Here is a 16,129-nt window from a genome sequence, read left to right on the forward strand (position 1 = left end):
ATAATGATAAAGGTTGCACCATCTATTCTTTCCGCTGATTTTGCCGCTTTAGGCAATGAGATTAAAGATGTAGAAAAAGGCGGAGCCGATTGTATTCATATTGATGTTATGGACGGCCATTTTGTCCCGAATATCACAATCGGTCCGCTGATTGTAGAAGCGGTCCGGCCGGTAACGGATCTGCCGCTTGATGTCCATTTAATGATAGAAGAGCCGGATCGTTATATCCCGGCTTTTGCGAAAGCAGGCGCAGATATCCTGTCTGTGCATGCTGAGGCATGTCCACACCTGCACCGTACCATCCAGCTCATTAAAGAGCAAGGAGTGAAGGCCGGAGTAGTTCTAAACCCGCATACTCCTGTACAAGTCATCGAGCATGTTTTCGACGATCTTGATCTTGTTCTTTTAATGACGGTGAACCCGGGCTTCGGCGGGCAGAAATTTATTCATTCAGTCCTTCCTAAAATAAAAGAGGTTAAGCGAATGGCGGATGAAAAAGGAAAAAAAGACCTGTTAATTGAAGTAGACGGCGGCGTCAACAAAGAAACCGCTCCGCTCGTCATTGAAGCGGGCGCAAATTTACTCGTTGCCGGTTCAGCTGTTTATGGCCAGTCTGACCGCAAAAAAGCAATTTCTGAAATCAGAGGAAGTAAATAAGCAGCTTTAGAAAAGAGCTGGGCATACAATAGCCTAAGCTCTTTTTCCTGTATGCAGAGAAAGGAATCAGAGATGAAAACAATTAATATCGTTGCGGGAGGCCCGAAAAATCTCATTCCCGATCTAACCGGCTATACGGATGAACACACGCTTTGGATCGGTGTTGACAAAGGCACCGTCACTCTCTTAGATGCCGGGATCATTCCTGTTGAAGCCTTCGGAGATTTTGACAGCATAACAGAGCAAGAACGCCGGCGAATAGAAAAAGCCGCTCCCGCCCTTCATGTGTATCAAGCAGAAAAAGATCAAACAGATTTAGACCTCGCCCTTGATTGGGCGCTGGAAAAGCAGCCGGATATTATTCAGATTTTCGGCATTACAGGCGGCAGAGCTGATCATTTTTTAGGAAACATTCAGCTTCTGTATAGAGGTGTAAAAACGGACATAAAAATTAGGCTGATAGACAAACAAAATCATATTCAAATGTTCCCTCCTGGTGAATATGATATTGAGAAGGATGAAAATAAGCGATATATCTCCTTCATACCGTTTTCCGAAGACATACATGGGCTGACCCTGACCGGTTTTAAATATCCTCTAAATAATTGTCATATTACGCTCGGTTCAACACTATGTATTAGTAACGAACTCATTCATTCACGAGGTACTTTTTCGTTTGCAAAAGGCATATTAATAATGATAAGAAGCACGGATTAAGCATGTGCTTTCATTCAATTGCTGAAAACAATGAACAAGGCGGTTACGGGACGTTATAGGAGGGGACAAAAATGAAATTTTACACCATTAAATTGCCGAAGTTTTTAGGAGGAATTGTCCGGGCGATGCTGGGCTCATTTAGAAAAGATTAATGCCCAGGGGTTCAAAGCCCTCTTTCACCACATAAAAACGCCTGCCACATATCGGGGCAGGCGTTCATTTTGTTATACACGCTCAACTTTACCGGATTTCAAAGCTCGAGCAGATACATATACTTTTTTAGGTTTTCCGTTCACAAGGATACGAACCTTTTGAAGATTCGCGCCCCAAGTGCGCTTAGAAGCGTTCATTGCGTGAGAACGGTTATTCCCAGCTGTTGTTTTTTTACCTGTGATAACGCATTTACGTGCCATTTGTTTCCCTCCTCACTTGCACAAAACATCTACTTTTTAACATTCATATAATCTTAGATGCTTTCGATATGGATACTTTAAATAATTTACCACAGCTAAAAAACGTTTGCAACTATTGTTTCATCATCTTTCAAGAAAATTCACTTGACATCTTGCGGAAACAGCAGCGCTATAGTATATGTAGAGGTACGGCCAGCGATTATTGCCTGGTCTTTTCATAATGGAAACCATATAGTAGAATAGCTGTAACTCTATGCATTCGAAGGAGGAACTAGTGTGTCCATTGAATTAAGAACGAAGTACGGACAGATTGATATATCTAATGAAGTCATCGCGATGGTTGCAGGAGGCGCGGCGGTTGACTGTTACGGCATTGTCGGCATGGCCTCTAAAAACCAGATTAAAGACGGACTGACTGAAATCCTTCGGAAAGAGAATTTCAGCAGGGGTGTCCAAGTTCGCCAAGAAGGAGAACAGATACATATCGACATGTATATCATTGTCAGCTACGGCACGAAAATTTCTGAAGTGGCACATAATGTCCAAACAAAAGTAAAGTACACAGTAAATCAAACCATCGGACTGGCAGTGGACTCTGTCAATATTTATGTCCAAGGCGTACGAGTGACGAACCCGTAGTTAGGAGGAGTAGGATTGTCTATCAGAACATTAGACGGCAGAACCTTTGCCGAGATGATTCTTGCGGGAGCGCAGAATCTGTCTCAAAACGCCAGTGCAGTTGATGCACTGAACGTGTTTCCGGTGCCGGACGGTGATACGGGAACAAATATGAACCTGTCGATGACTTCCGGAGCAAGAGAAGTTGAACAAATGGATACGGATGATATCGGGAAGGTGGGCTCCGCGTTATCTAAAGGGCTGCTCATGGGAGCACGCGGAAATTCAGGAGTTATCCTATCCCAATTGTTCCGCGGATTTAGCAAAAGCATTGAAACGAAAAAAGAAATTAATGCACTTGAGTTTGCCGCTGCGCTGCAAGCAGGTGTAGACATGGCGTATAAAGCTGTCATGAAACCTGTAGAGGGCACCATTTTAACAGTTGCAAAAGACGCTGCAAAAAAAGCGATGATCTTAGCAGAAAAAGAAACCGATATCACTGCGCTGATGATTGCAGTGACAGAAGAAGCAGAGGCGTCTTTAAACCGCACCCCTGAATTGCTACCTGTCCTAAAGGAAGTAGGAGTTGTCGATAGCGGGGGCAAAGGCCTGCTCTGTGTGTATGAAGGTTTCCTTGCTTCATTAAAAGGTGAAACTGTACCTCAGAAAGCAGTTCTTCCGTCACTTGACGACATGGTCAGCGCAGAGCATCACAAGAGCGCGCAAAGCATGATGAATACCGAAGATATTGAATTTGGATTCTGTACTGAAGTGATGGTTAGGCTTGATCAGACAAAAAGAGAGTTCGACGAAGGTACGTTCAGGCAAGACCTCAGCCAGTTTGGAGATTCTCTGCTTGTGATTGCGGATGAATCGCTGGCGAAGGTTCATATTCATGCTGAAGAGCCGGGAAACGTGTTAAACTACGCCCAGCATTACGGTGAATTGATCAAAATAAAAATAGAAAATATGAGAGAACAGCATACCTCTATCATCAGTCAAGAAAGCAAACCTGCAGACAACGAAACACCGCCGGCAAAACAGCCGTATGGCATTGTGACTGTGGCGATGGGAGAAGGAATTTCAGACCTATTCAAAAGCATTGGCGCTTCTGTTGTGATCGAAGGCGGCCAGACCATGAACCCAAGCACTGAGGATATTGTTGATGCCGTGAAGTCTGTAAATGCAGATACGGTATTTATCCTGCCTAACAACTCCAACATTATCATGGCTGCTAACCAAGCGGCCAGCGTAGTGGATGAACAGGTTTTTGTCATTCCTGCTAAAACGGTTCCGCAAGGGATGTCAGCCCTGCTGGCTTTTAACCCGGATCAAGCAGCTGAAGCGAACGAGGCCAATATGCTAAGCGCCATTCAGCAAGTAAAAAGCGGACAGGTGACGTTCTCAGTCAGAGATACTCATATTGACGGTAAAGATATTAAAAAAGGCGACTTTATGGGCATTCTGAATGGAACGATTATCGGCACTTCTGAAAATCAGCTGTCAGCCGCGAAAATGCTGCTGTCAGAAATGATCGGAGAAGATGATGAAATCGTGACCATTCTATATGGTGAGGATGCGTCTCAGGAAGAAGCTGAGCAGCTTGAAGCGTTTCTCAGTGAAAAGTACGAGGAGATTGAGGTTGAGATCCACAATGGGAAACAGCCTCTGTATTCGTATATAGTTTCTGCAGAATAGAAGGGCAAATTGCCCTTCTATTCTTATGTCTGCTTTTAAGTGCGGCAGCGCTGTAACGCGTCCGCTTGCCATTTTATATCTGATCAATTAGTCTAGAAGCAAAGCGCTAATAAGCTCTGGTTCATAAGGAGGAATAGCATGAAATACAGAAGCGTTTTTGATATTATCGGCCCGGTTATGATCGGTCCGTCCAGCTCTCATACAGCGGGAGCTGCTAGAATCGGGAGAGTGGCCAGAAGTTTATTTGGCAGAGAGCCTGAGCGCATCATTGTATCTTTTTACGGCTCGTTTGCGGAAACGTATAAGGGCCACGGCACAGATGTCGCGATTATCGGCGGATTGCTTGATTTTGATACATTCGACGAACGGATTAAAACCGCTATACAAATTGCAGAAGCTAAAGGAATTGATATAGAGTTTCGGGTAGAAGACGCAGTCCCGGTCCATCCGAACACAGCAAAAATCACCATTTCTGATGAAAAAGGTGAGCTGGAACTGACGGGTATTTCGATTGGCGGAGGAAAGATTGAAATCACAGAATTGAATGGTTTTGAGCTCCGGCTGTCAGGAAATCATCCGGCCATATTAGTTGTTCATAATGACAAATTTGGCACAATTGCCGGTGTTGCCAATGTTCTGGCGAAATTTTCAATCAACGTAGGACATATGGAAGTAGCCCGGAAAGATATCGGCCAGCTTGCGCTGATGACAATAGAGGTCGATCAAAATATTGACGACCACATTCTCGACGAGCTGTCGAAGCTGCCGAATATTATTCAAGTGACAAAGATTGCTGACTAGCGAAAGGGTCAGGAGGAGCCAGTTATGTTTCGTAATGTAAAAGAATTAATTGAGATTACTAAAGAAAAACAAATATTGATCTCTGATGTGATGATAGCGCAAGAGATGGAAGTAACAGAAAAAACAAAAGAGGACATTTTTCAGCAGATGGATCATAACCTGTCTGTTATGGAAGCGGCGGTTCAGAAAGGACTCGAGGGAGTTACGAGCCAAACGGGCTTAACAGGCGGAGATGCCGTTAAATTGCAGGCCTATATTCAATCAGGAAAAAGCCTGTCTGGCCCGCTGATTTTAGATGCTGTATCGAAAGCCGTTGCAACTAATGAAGTAAATGCAGCAATGGGAACCATCTGTGCGACACCGACTGCAGGTTCTGCCGGTGTGGTGCCCGGTACGTTATTTGCTGTAAAAGAAAAGCTGAATCCAACAAGAGAACAAATGATCCGCTTTTTGTTTACAGCCGGGGCTTTCGGATTTGTCGTGGCTAATAACGCAAGTATTTCCGGCGCCGCCGGAGGATGTCAGGCAGAGGTTGGATCAGCTTCAGGCATGGCGGCTGCGGCCATTGTTGAAATGGCAGGAGGAACACCCGAACAAAGCGCGGAGGCCATGGCCATTACATTAAAAAATATGCTAGGCCTCGTGTGCGACCCTGTTGCAGGGCTTGTTGAGGTGCCTTGCGTGAAACGGAATGCGATGGGCGCGTCAAATGCAATGATTGCCGCTGATATGGCATTGGCGGGCATTACAAGCCGTATTCCATGTGATGAGGTTATCGATGCCATGTATAAAATAGGCCAAACGATGCCAACTGCACTTAGAGAAACAGGCCAAGGCGGTTTAGCGGCAACACCGACAGGAAGAGAATTAGAGAAAAAAATTTTCGGAGGAGCGCTAGGTTCACGTGAAACAACATCAGCAAACTAGTATAGCTAACATTAAGGGTATTGGGCCGGAAACAGAAAAAACATTACACGAACTCGGTATTTATGACATTTCTGATCTTCTGAATTATTTCCCTTATCGCTATGATGACTACGAGCTGAGGGATTTAGAAGAAGTAAAGCATGATGAAAGAGTCACAGTCGAAGGGAAGGTTCATTCAGAGCCTTCTCTTACCTATTACGGAAAAAAACGAAACAGGCTGACATTCAGGCTTCTGGTCGGCCACTATTTAATCACAGCCGTATGTTTTAACCGGCCTTATTTGAAGAAGAAGCTTTCGCTCGGCTCTGTGGTGACGGTTTCAGGTAAATGGGACAAGCACCGCCAAACCATCTCTGTTCAGGAGTTGAAAAACGGGCCGCATCAAGAAGACAAAAGCATTGAACCAGTGTATTCTGTGAAAGAAAATGTTACCGTCAAAATGATGAGGCGCTTTATTCAGCAGGCGCTGACCCAATATGCAGACTCACTTCCTGATCCTCTTCCGGAAAAGCTAAGAAAAAGCTATAAACTGCCTGACTATTATCAAGCGTTAAAAGCAATGCACCAGCCTGAAACAAGGGAAGCATTAAAGCTTGCCAGACGGCGGTTTGTTTATGAAGAATTTTTGTTGTTTCAGTTGAAAATGCAGGCGTTCCGAAAGGCGGAAAGAGAGCAGACACAAGGGATACGGCAGCGTTTTTCAAACGAAGAACTCATGAGATTTATCAAAAGCCTCCCGTTTCCCCTCACAAACGCCCAGTCACGCGTTCTTCGCGAAATAACAGCAGACATGTCTTCTCCATACAGAATGAACCGTCTTCTTCAAGGGGACGTTGGATCAGGAAAAACGGCAGTCGCCGCCATTGCACTGTATGCCGCGATCCTATCCGGATACCAAGGAGCGCTCATGGTGCCGACAGAAATTCTGGCCGAGCAGCATGCTGATTCGCTCGTTTCGCTATTTGAAAAATGGGACGTCAACGTTGCTCTTTTGACAAGCTCTGTTAAAGGGAAGCGGCGAAAAGAACTGCTTGAGCGTCTTGCGGCGGGTGAGATTGATATTCTTGTAGGAACCCACGCTTTAATCCAAGACGAGGTGGAGTTTAAGGCGCTGAGTCTCGTTATTACTGATGAACAGCACAGATTTGGAGTTGAGCAGCGCAAAAAGCTTCGGAACAAAGGGCAGGATCCCGATGTTCTCTTTATGACAGCCACTCCAATCCCAAGAACATTAGCGATCACAGTGTTCGGTGAAATGGATGTATCTGTCATCGATGAGATGCCGGCTGGACGAAAGAGAATTGAAACCTATTGGGTAAAACATGACATGCTGGATCGTATTTTGGCATTTGTCGAAAAAGAATTAAAGCAAGGCAGGCAGGCTTATATCATCTGTCCGCTGATTGAAGAATCAGACAAGCTTGATGTGCAAAACGCCATTGACGTGTACAATATGCTTTCTGATATTTTTCGGGGAAAATGGAATGTCGGCCTTATGCATGGAAAGCTGCATTCCGATGAAAAAGACCAGGTCATGAGAGAATTCAGCGCAAATCACTGTCAAATTCTCGTATCAACCACTGTTGTGGAGGTTGGCGTGAATGTTCCGAATGCAACGATTATGGTGATTTATGACGCCGACCGTTTCGGGCTATCACAGCTTCACCAGCTGCGCGGCCGTGTTGGACGGGGTGAGCATCAATCTTTCTGTATTCTGATGGCTGATCCAAAATCAGAAACAGGGAAAGAACGGATGAGGATCATGTCGGAGACCAATGACGGTTTCGAGCTGTCTGAAAAGGATCTGGAACTGAGAGGTCCCGGTGATTTCTTCGGGAAAAAACAAAGCGGAATGCCGGAATTTAAAGTGGCGGACATGGTTCATGATTACAGAGCGCTTGAAACGGCAAGGCAGGATGCTGCGAATCTTGTGGCTTCTGACGCGTTCTGGAAGGAGCCGGAATACGCTGTGTTAAGAGATGAATTGCTGAAGAGCGGAGTAATGGACGGGGAAAAATTAAGCTGAGTATCAGAAGTTTTTGGTGTTCAGCCAGAAACAATCGTTGCATTCCAATCTATGAAATTATATACTACTATTAGTACCTAGTCTTAATTGTCCGGATGGTGTTTAGATATGAGAAGAAATAAGAGAGAACGCCAGGAATTACTTCAGCAGACGATTCAAGCAACCCCCTTTATTACAGATGAAGAATTAGCGGGTAAATTCGGGGTGAGCATCCAGACGATACGTTTGGACCGCTTAGAGCTTTCCATACCTGAACTGAGAGAAAGAATTAAGAACGTCGCAGAGAAAACACTTGAGGACGAAGTGAAGTCTCTGTCACTTGATGAAGTTATCGGAGAAATTATTGACCTTGAGCTGGATGATCAGGCGATATCCATTTTAGAAATAAAACAGGAGCACGTATTCAGCCGGAATCAGATTGCGAGAGGACACCATTTATTTGCACAGGCGAATTCTTTGGCCGTTGCAGTCATTGATGACGAGCTGGCGCTGACTGCAAGTGCAGACATCCGCTTTACAAGACAGGTAAAGCAGGGTGAACGTGTCGTAGCAAAAGCGAAAGTGACGGCTGTCGAAAAAGAAAAAGGAAGAACGGTTGTCGAAGTGAACAGCTACGTTGGCGAAGAAATTGTTTTTTCTGGACGCTTTGACATGTATCGTTCAAAACATTCATAAAGGTGGAGCATGCATGAGAATAGCTGTAGATGCAATGGGAGGAGACCACGCTCCCAAAGCTGTTATTGACGGAGTTATAAAAGGTATAGAGGCATTTGATGATCTCCATATCACACTTGTCGGTGACAAAACAACGATAGAATCACATTTAACAACTACATCAGATCGCATCACGGTGCTGCACGCAGATGAAGTGATTGAGCCTACGGATGAACCTGTCCGTGCCGTGCGAAGAAAAAAGAACTCATCTATGGTTCTTATGGCGCAGGAGGTTGCGGAAAACAGAGCTGACGCCTGCATTTCAGCAGGAAATACCGGTGCATTAATGACAGCCGGTCTCTTTATTGTCGGAAGAATTAAAGGAATTGACCGTCCGGCGCTTGCCCCGACACTTCCGACTGTTTCGGGAGACGGATTTCTTCTCCTTGATGTCGGCGCCAATGTCGATGCCAAACCGGAGCACCTCGTTCAATATGCCATCATGGGTTCTGTTTATTCTCAGCAAGTGCGCGGTGTCACTTCACCGAGAGTCGGACTTTTAAATGTCGGAACAGAAGATAAAAAAGGAAACGAACTGACGAAGCAGACGTTTCAAATTTTAAAAGAAACAGCAAACATCAATTTTATCGGAAACGTGGAAGCGCGAGACCTTTTAGATGATGTGGCGGATGTTGTAGTAACAGACGGTTTTACCGGGAATGTTACACTCAAAACGCTGGAAGGCTCTGCGTTGTCAATTTTTAAAATGATGAGAGACGTAATGACGTCTACTTTGACATCCAAGCTTGCAGCAGCTGTGCTGAAACCAAAATTGAAAGAAATGAAAATGAAAATGGAGTATTCGAATTATGGCGGAGCAAGTCTTTTTGGCTTAAAAGCGCCTGTGATCAAGGCGCACGGCTCTTCAGATTCAAATGCTGTATTCCATGCGATTCGGCAAGCAAGAGAGATGGTCAGCCAAAATGTGGCTGCGCTCATTCAGGAAGAAGTGAAAGAAGAAAAAACAGATGAGTAGTCTGGAGGTTTTTACATCATGAGTAAGATTGCATTTTTGTTCCCGGGTCAGGGATCACAATTTATCGGCATGGGAAAAGAGCTTTATGAGCAGGTGCCTGCTGCAAAGCGTCTGTTTGATGAAGCCGATGAAACATTAGAAACAAAACTCAGCTCGCTTATTTTTGAGGGTGCTGCTGAAGAATTAACACTTACATACAATGCGCAGCCTGCTTTGCTTACGACAAGCATCGCTGTTCTTGAGAAATTTAAAGAATCTGGCATTACACCTGATTTCACAGCAGGACACAGCCTTGGTGAATATTCTGCACTGGTTGCGGCTGGCGCTCTGTCTTTCAAAGATGCTGTTTATACCGTCAGAAAGCGCGGAGAGTTTATGAATGAAGCGGTGCCGGCTGGCGAAGGAGCAATGGCAGCGATTCTCGGCATGGATGCTGAAGCGTTAAAGCAAGTAACCGATAAAGTCACAGAGGAAGGCAACCTTGTACAGCTTGCGAATCTCAACTGTCCTGGCCAAATCGTCATTTCCGGAACAGCTAAAGGGGTCGAGCTTGCATCTGAACTGGCAAAAGAGAACGGCGCAAAACGCGCAATTCCGCTTGAAGTAAGCGGTCCGTTCCATTCTGAACTGATGAAACCGGCTGCTGAAAAGCTGAAAGAGGTATTGGACGCCTGTGACATAAAAGACGCTGACGTTCCGGTCATCTCAAATGTTTCTGCTGACGTGATGACTGAAAAAGCAGATATCAAAGAAAAACTTATTGAGCAGCTTTACTCTCCGGTTCGTTTTGAGGAAAGCATTAACAAGCTGATCGCAGAGGGTGTTACGACTTTTATTGAAATCGGTCCCGGAAAAGTGCTTTCAGGCCTTGTGAAAAAAGTAAATAGACGGTTAAAAACAATTGCTGTATCAGATCCGGAAACGATCGAGCTGGCAATTCAAACGCTTAAGGAGGAGAATGATAATGCTTAATGATAAAACGGCTATTGTCACTGGCGCATCCCGCGGAATCGGCCGCTCAATCGCCCTTGATCTGGCAAAAAGCGGCGCCAATGTTGTCGTGAACTACTCCGGCAATGAAGCGAAAGCAAATGAAGTGGTAGATGAAATCAAATCTATGGGCAGAAACGCAATTGCTGTCAAAGCGGATGTATCAAATCCCGAAGATGTACAAAACATGATAAAAGAAACGCTATCAGTTTTTTCTACGATTGACATTCTGGTTAATAATGCCGGGATTACAAGAGACAATCTCATCATGAGAATGAAAGAAGACGAATGGGATGACGTTATTAACATTAACCTGAAGGGTGTTTTCAACTGCACGAAAGCTGTTACAAGACAAATGATGAAACAGCGTTCAGGCCGCATTATTAACGTATCGTCTATCGTCGGCGTCAGCGGAAACCCTGGACAAGCCAACTATGTGGCTGCAAAAGCCGGCGTCATCGGTTTAACCAAGTCTTCTGCTAAAGAACTCGCCAGCCGAAATATTACGGTAAACGCAATAGCGCCAGGATTTATCTCAACTGATATGACAGATAAACTTGCAAAAGACGTTCAAGACGAAATGCTGAAACAAATTCCGCTCGCGCGCTTTGGTGAACCTAGCGATGTCAGCAGTGTTGTCACGTTCCTAGCTTCAGAGGGAGCCCGTTATATGACAGGCCAAACGCTTCATATTGACGGCGGAATGGTGATGTAAGTTTTTTCTCGAAAATTTCATCGTAGTTTCTCTAGTTTTTTAAAAACGAATCCACTATAATACTTGAGGGGAGGTGAATTGCTATGGCAGACACATTAGAGCGTGTAACGAAAATCATCGTAGATCGCCTTGGCGTTGATGAAGCAGACGTCAAACTTGAAGCTTCTTTCAAGGAAGACTTAGGTGCTGATTCCCTAGATGTAGTTGAGCTTGTTATGGAACTTGAAGACGAGTTTGATATGGAGATTTCTGACGAAGATGCTGAAAAGATTGCAACAGTCGGCGACGCTGTGAACTACATACAAAACCAGCAATAAGCTGATGCTAAAAGTCCCGCCGAAACGCGGGGCTTTAGCCCTTTATTCGTGCAGTTATTACAGCATGCCGCTTTTACGCGCGCTGTATCCGGTTTAGTCAGAGAAGCGCGGTGAACCTGATGTGCCTATGGAGGTTACTATGTCAAAACACTCACATTATAAAGATAAAAAAAAGTTCTATAAAAAAGTAGAACAATTTAAAGAGTTTCAAGAACGGATTTCGGTTCACTTTCAAAATGAAAAGCTTTTGTATCAAGCATTTACACATTCATCTTATGTGAATGAGCATCGGAAAAAGCCGTATGAAGATAATGAAAGGCTTGAATTTTTAGGTGACGCTGTTTTGGAACTGACGATCTCCAGATTCTTATTTGCCAAATACCCGGCTATGAGTGAAGGAGATTTGACGAAATTGAGAGCCGCAATTGTTTGCGAACCGTCTCTCGTTTCATTGGCTCACGAGCTGTCATTCGGCGATCTTGTCCTGTTGGGTAAAGGCGAGGAAATGACAGGCGGAAGAAAGCGTCCTGCTCTATTGGCGGATGTTTTTGAGGCATTTATCGGAGCCTTGTATCTTGACCAAGGATTAGAGCCGGTCGAAAGTTTCTTAAAAGTTTATGTGTTCCCTAAAATTAACGATGGTGCTTTTTCTCATGTGATGGATTTCAAAAGCCAGCTGCAGGAATACGTGCAGCGGGACGGCAAAGGCTCTCTGGAGTACAAAATCTCCAACGAAAAAGGACCTGCGCACAACCGTGAATTTGAAGCCATCGTATCTCTAAAAGGTGAACCACTCGGAATCGGAAACGGCCGTTCAAAGAAAGAAGCCGAACAGCACGCTGCTCAGGAAGCTTTAGCTAAATTGCAAAAACACCATACGAAACAATAAAATCCCCCTTATGACTCAGGGGGATTTCAGTATGTATGCCGTCTTATTTCACCAATGTTTATGATAGAATTGAAATACTTATTACATAAGGAGGATCGCTATGTTCCTCAAACGTTTAGACGTTATAGGATTTAAATCATTTGCAGAACGGATTTCCGTAGACTTCGTTAAAGGCGTGACAGCGGTTGTCGGGCCGAACGGAAGCGGAAAAAGCAACATCACGGATGCCATTCGCTGGGTTCTCGGCGAACAATCGGCACGCTCTCTTCGCGGCGGAAAAATGGAAGACATCATTTTTGCCGGGAGTGATTCAAGAAAGCGATTAAATCTAGCTGAAGTTACGCTTACTCTTGATAATGATGATCATTTCTTGCCAATTGACTTCCACGAGGTGAGTGTCACAAGACGTGTGTACAGATCAGGTGAGAGTGAGTTTCTGATTAACAATCAGCCGTGCCGGTTGAAGGATATTATTGATTTATTTATGGACTCTGGCCTTGGTAAAGAAGCATTTTCTATTATCAGCCAAGGGAAAGTGGAAGAGATCCTGAGCAGCAAAGCGGAGGATCGCCGCAGTATCTTTGAAGAAGCGGCCGGGGTGCTTAAATATAAAACGAGAAAGAAAAAAGCAGAAAATAAACTGTTTGAGACACAGGACAATCTAAATCGGGTAGAAGATATATTACATGAGCTTGAAGGACAGGTTGAACCTCTTAAAATTCAAGCTTCAATAGCGAAAGACTACCTTGAGAAAAAGAAAGAGCTGGAGCATGTTGAAATTGCGCTGACTGCCTATGATATCGAAGAGCTGCATGGTAAATGGTCGACTCTTAAAGAGAAAGTGCAGATGGCAAAAGAAGAAGAGCTTGCTGAATCGTCTGCTATTTCTGCGAAAGAAGCAAAGATTGAGGATACAAGGGACAAAATACAAGCGCTTGATGAGTCAGTAGATGAGCTCCAGCAAGTTTTACTGGTAACAAGTGAAGAGCTGGAAAAGCTTGAAGGGCGTAAAGAAGTCCTGAAAGAACGAAAGAAAAACGCTGTGCAAAACCAAGAACAGCTTGAAGAAGCCATCGTTCAGTTCCAGCAAAAAGAAATGGTTCTGAAAGAAGAGCTTTCGAAGCAGGAAGCTGTCTTCGAAACGCTTCAGGCTGAGGTGAAGCAGTTAAGGGCGCAAGTAAAAGAAAAACAGCAGGCTCTCAGTCTTCACAATGAAAATGTCGAAGAGAAAATCGAGCAGCTGAAAAGTGATTATTTTGAGCTGTTAAACAGCCAGGCTTCGATACGCAACGAACTCCAGCTTCTTGATGACCAGATGTCCCAATCCGCTGTCACATTGCAGAGACTCGCGGACAACAATGAAAAGCACCTGCAGGAACGGCGTGATATTTCTGCGCGTAAAGCCGCATGTGAAACGGAATTTGCCCGAATTGAGCAGGAGATTCACAGTCAAGTCGGTGCATATCGTGATATGCAGACAAAATATGAGCAGAAAAAGCGCCAATACGAAAAAAATGAATCCGCTCTGTATCAGGCATACCAATACGTACAGCAAGCGAGAGCAAAAAAGGACATGCTTGAGACGATGCAGGGAGATTTCTCCGGCTTTTATCAAGGTGTTAAAGAAGTGCTGAAAGCGAAAGAGCGCCTTGGCGGAATTCGCGGAGCGGTTCTTGAGCTGATTTCTACAGAACAGAAGTATGAAACGGCCATTGAAATAGCGCTCGGCGCTTCTGCTCAACACGTCGTGACCGACGATGAACAGTCTGCCCGCAAAGCGATTCAATATTTAAAGCAGAATTCCTTCGGCCGGGCGACGTTTCTGCCTCTTTCTGTTATTAGAGACCGCCAGCTTCAAAGCCGTGACGCGGAAACAGCCGCCCGGCATTCATCATTTCTCGGGGTTGCCAGTGAACTTGTCACATTTGATCCTGCATATCGAAGCGTCATCCAGAACCTTCTTGGGACCGTGCTGATCACAGAGGATTTAAAGGGTGCAAACGAGCTTGCAAAGCTTCTCGGGCACCGGTACCGCATCGTAACCCTTGAAGGAGATGTTGTGAACCCCGGTGGTTCAATGACGGGCGGCGCGGTTAAAAAGAAAAATAACTCCCTCCTTGGAAGAAGCCGGGAGCTAGAAGATGTGACGAAACGGCTCGCTGAAATGGAAGAGAAAACGGCACTGCTTGAACAAGAGGTCAAAACCCTTAAGCACTCCATTCAGGATATGGAGAAAAAACTGGCTGACTTAAGAGAAGCCGGGGAAGGCTTAAGGTTAAAGCAGCAGGATGTGAAAGGCCAGCTGTACGAACTTCAAGTTGCCGAGAAAAATATCAATACCCATTTAGAGCTCTATGATCAAGAAAAATCTGCTCTGTCAGAAAGCGATGAAGAGAGAAAAGTGCGCAAACGCAAGCTTGAAGAAGAGCTCTCTGCCGTATCTGAAAAGATGAAACAGCTTGAAGAGGACATAGACAGACTGACAAAACAAAAACAAACGCAATCCTCAACGAAAGAGTCTCTCTCCAACGAGCTGACTGAGCTGAAGATCGCAGCGGCCAAAAAAGAGCAGGCTTGCAAGGGGGAAGAGGACAACCTTGCCAGATTAAAGAAAGAGCTCACTGAAACAGAGCTTGCGTTAAAAGAAGCAAAAGAAGACTTAAGCTTCTTAACGTCAGAGATGTCATCTAGCACCAGCGGCGAAGAAAAGCTGGAAGAAGCAGCAAAACATAAATTGAATGACAAAACGAAAACGATCGAACTGATTGCATTAAGGCGCGATCAGCGCATCAAGCTTCAGCATGGGCTTGATACGTATGAGCGTGAGCTGAAAGAAATGAAACGCCTGTATAAACAAAAAACAACGCTCTTAAAAGACGAAGAAGTCAAACTTGGACGAATGGAAGTCGAGCTTGATAATTTACTCCAATACTTACGGGAGGAATACAGCTTGTCCTTTGAGGGGGCAAAAGAGAAATATCAGCTTGAAACTGATCCAGAGGAAGCCAGAAAGCGCGTGAAGCTGATTAAACTCGCAATTGAAGAGCTGGGTACCGTGAACCTCGGAAGCATAGATGAGTTTGAGAGGGTCAACGAACGGTACAAGTTTCTGTCGGAACAAAAAGAAGATTTAACAGAAGCGAAAAATACCTTGTTCCAAGTGATTGAAGAAATGGATGAAGAAATGACGAAACGCTTTAATGACACATTCGTCCAAATCCGCTCACACTTTGATCAAGTTTTCCGCTCCTTATTCGGAGGAGGGCGAGCTGAACTGAGGCTCACTGATCCTAACGATCTGCTTCATTCAGGAGTCGAGATTATCGCTCAGCCGCCGGGGAAAAAGCTGCAAAACTTAAACCTCCTGTCAGGCGGAGAGCGTGCGCTTACTGCTATAGCGCTCTTATTCTCAATCCTAAAGGTTCGTCCTGTGCCGTTTTGCGTCCTTGACGAAGTAGAGGCTGCGCTCGACGAAGCGAATGTGTTCCGTTTTGCGCAGTATTTAAAAAAATACAGCAGTGATACCCAGTTTATTGTGATTACCCACAGAAAAGGAACGATGGAGGAAGCGGATGTGCTATATGGCGTAACCATGCAGGAATCCGGTGTTTCCAAGGTAATCTCAGTTAAGCTGGAAGAAACAAAAGAATTCGTTCAGTAACGAGGAAAGA

General features: G+C 44.8%; 16 protein-coding genes. 15 read left to right on the top strand and 1 reads right to left on the bottom strand.

Annotated elements, in window-relative coordinates; translation table 11 throughout:
* The first annotated feature begins 3 nt into the window (after window positions 1-3).
* The 3 genes from rpe to spoVM all read left to right on the top strand — a co-directional run bounded on the left by rpe (window position 4) and on the right by spoVM (window position 1,526).
* On the top strand, window positions 4-657 hold the full coding sequence (rpe, locus tag AC07VD_RS09080) for a ribulose-phosphate 3-epimerase (RefSeq protein WP_003232058.1): 654 nt from the start codon (window positions 4-6) through the stop codon (window positions 655-657).
* A 72-nt stretch (window positions 658-729) separates the two neighbouring features.
* Entirely contained in the window at window positions 730-1,374 is a 645-nt protein-coding gene (locus tag AC07VD_RS09085) for a thiamine diphosphokinase (RefSeq protein ID WP_124059846.1), read from the top strand.
* 71 nt (window positions 1,375-1,445) lie between these two features.
* Complete coding sequence (spoVM, locus tag AC07VD_RS09090; RefSeq protein ID WP_003221545.1) at window positions 1,446-1,526, top strand: stage V sporulation protein SpoVM; 81 nt, start codon at window positions 1,446-1,448, stop codon at window positions 1,524-1,526.
* A gap of 72 nt (window positions 1,527-1,598) precedes the next feature.
* Here the strand turns inward: spoVM and rpmB are convergent, their stop codons facing one another.
* Window positions 1,599-1,787, bottom strand: coding sequence for a 50S ribosomal protein L28 (rpmB, locus tag AC07VD_RS09095; RefSeq protein WP_003221548.1), 189 nt, complete (start codon window positions 1,785-1,787; stop codon window positions 1,599-1,601).
* A gap of 276 nt (window positions 1,788-2,063) precedes the next feature.
* On the opposite strand from rpmB, the gene AC07VD_RS09100 reads away from it, so the two are divergent.
* The 12 genes from AC07VD_RS09100 to smc all read left to right on the top strand — a co-directional run bounded on the left by AC07VD_RS09100 (window position 2,064) and on the right by smc (window position 16,119).
* Window positions 2,064-2,426, top strand: coding sequence for an Asp23/Gls24 family envelope stress response protein (locus tag AC07VD_RS09100; protein WP_003232054.1), 363 nt, complete (start codon window positions 2,064-2,066; stop codon window positions 2,424-2,426).
* A 15-nt stretch (window positions 2,427-2,441) separates the two neighbouring features.
* Window positions 2,442-4,103 (top strand): DAK2 domain-containing protein, encoded by a 1,662-nt coding sequence (locus AC07VD_RS09105; RefSeq protein WP_024572633.1) that lies wholly within the window; start codon window positions 2,442-2,444, stop codon window positions 4,101-4,103.
* Window positions 4,104-4,241: 138 nt separating this feature from the next.
* Window positions 4,242-4,904, top strand: a complete 663-nt coding sequence (gene sdaAB / locus AC07VD_RS09110; protein ID WP_003232050.1) for an L-serine ammonia-lyase, iron-sulfur-dependent subunit beta — start codon at window positions 4,242-4,244, stop codon at window positions 4,902-4,904.
* Between the two features lie 24 nt (window positions 4,905-4,928).
* A complete protein-coding gene (gene sdaAA / locus AC07VD_RS09115) occupies window positions 4,929-5,831 on the top strand; it encodes an L-serine ammonia-lyase, iron-sulfur-dependent, subunit alpha (RefSeq protein WP_119899314.1) in 903 nt (300 codons plus the stop codon).
* Entirely contained in the window at window positions 5,809-7,857 is a 2,049-nt protein-coding gene (gene recG, locus AC07VD_RS09120; protein WP_024572417.1) for an ATP-dependent DNA helicase RecG, read from the top strand. Before sdaAA ends, recG begins: the two co-directional genes overlap by 23 nt.
* Before the next feature lie 108 nt (window positions 7,858-7,965).
* Window positions 7,966-8,532: a transcription factor FapR gene (gene fapR, locus AC07VD_RS09125; RefSeq protein ID WP_003232044.1), complete on the top strand. Its 567-nt coding sequence runs from the start codon at window positions 7,966-7,968 to the stop codon at window positions 8,530-8,532.
* A gap of 13 nt (window positions 8,533-8,545) precedes the next feature.
* Window positions 8,546-9,547 (top strand): phosphate acyltransferase PlsX, encoded by a 1,002-nt coding sequence (gene plsX / locus AC07VD_RS09130; RefSeq protein ID WP_003232041.1) that lies wholly within the window; start codon window positions 8,546-8,548, stop codon window positions 9,545-9,547.
* 18 nt (window positions 9,548-9,565) lie between these two features.
* Entirely contained in the window at window positions 9,566-10,519 is a 954-nt protein-coding gene (gene fabD / locus AC07VD_RS09135) for an ACP S-malonyltransferase (RefSeq protein WP_015383644.1), read from the top strand.
* Complete coding sequence (fabG, locus tag AC07VD_RS09140) at window positions 10,512-11,252, top strand: 3-oxoacyl-[acyl-carrier-protein] reductase (RefSeq protein WP_014476789.1); 741 nt, start codon at window positions 10,512-10,514, stop codon at window positions 11,250-11,252. The genes fabD and fabG overlap by 8 nt, the downstream gene beginning before the upstream one ends.
* Before the next feature lie 83 nt (window positions 11,253-11,335).
* On the top strand, window positions 11,336-11,569 hold the full coding sequence (acpP, locus tag AC07VD_RS09145) for an acyl carrier protein (protein WP_003154310.1): 234 nt from the start codon (window positions 11,336-11,338) through the stop codon (window positions 11,567-11,569).
* Between the two features lie 139 nt (window positions 11,570-11,708).
* Window positions 11,709-12,458 (top strand): ribonuclease III, encoded by a 750-nt coding sequence (gene rncS / locus AC07VD_RS09150; RefSeq protein ID WP_494721704.1) that lies wholly within the window; start codon window positions 11,709-11,711, stop codon window positions 12,456-12,458.
* 100 nt (window positions 12,459-12,558) lie between these two features.
* On the top strand, window positions 12,559-16,119 hold the full coding sequence (gene smc / locus AC07VD_RS09155; protein ID WP_494721705.1) for a chromosome segregation protein SMC: 3,561 nt from the start codon (window positions 12,559-12,561) through the stop codon (window positions 16,117-16,119).
* Window positions 16,120-16,129: the final 10 nt, after the last annotated feature.

Source organism: Bacillus sp. GW821-FHT01G09 (genome assembly GCF_059422205.1).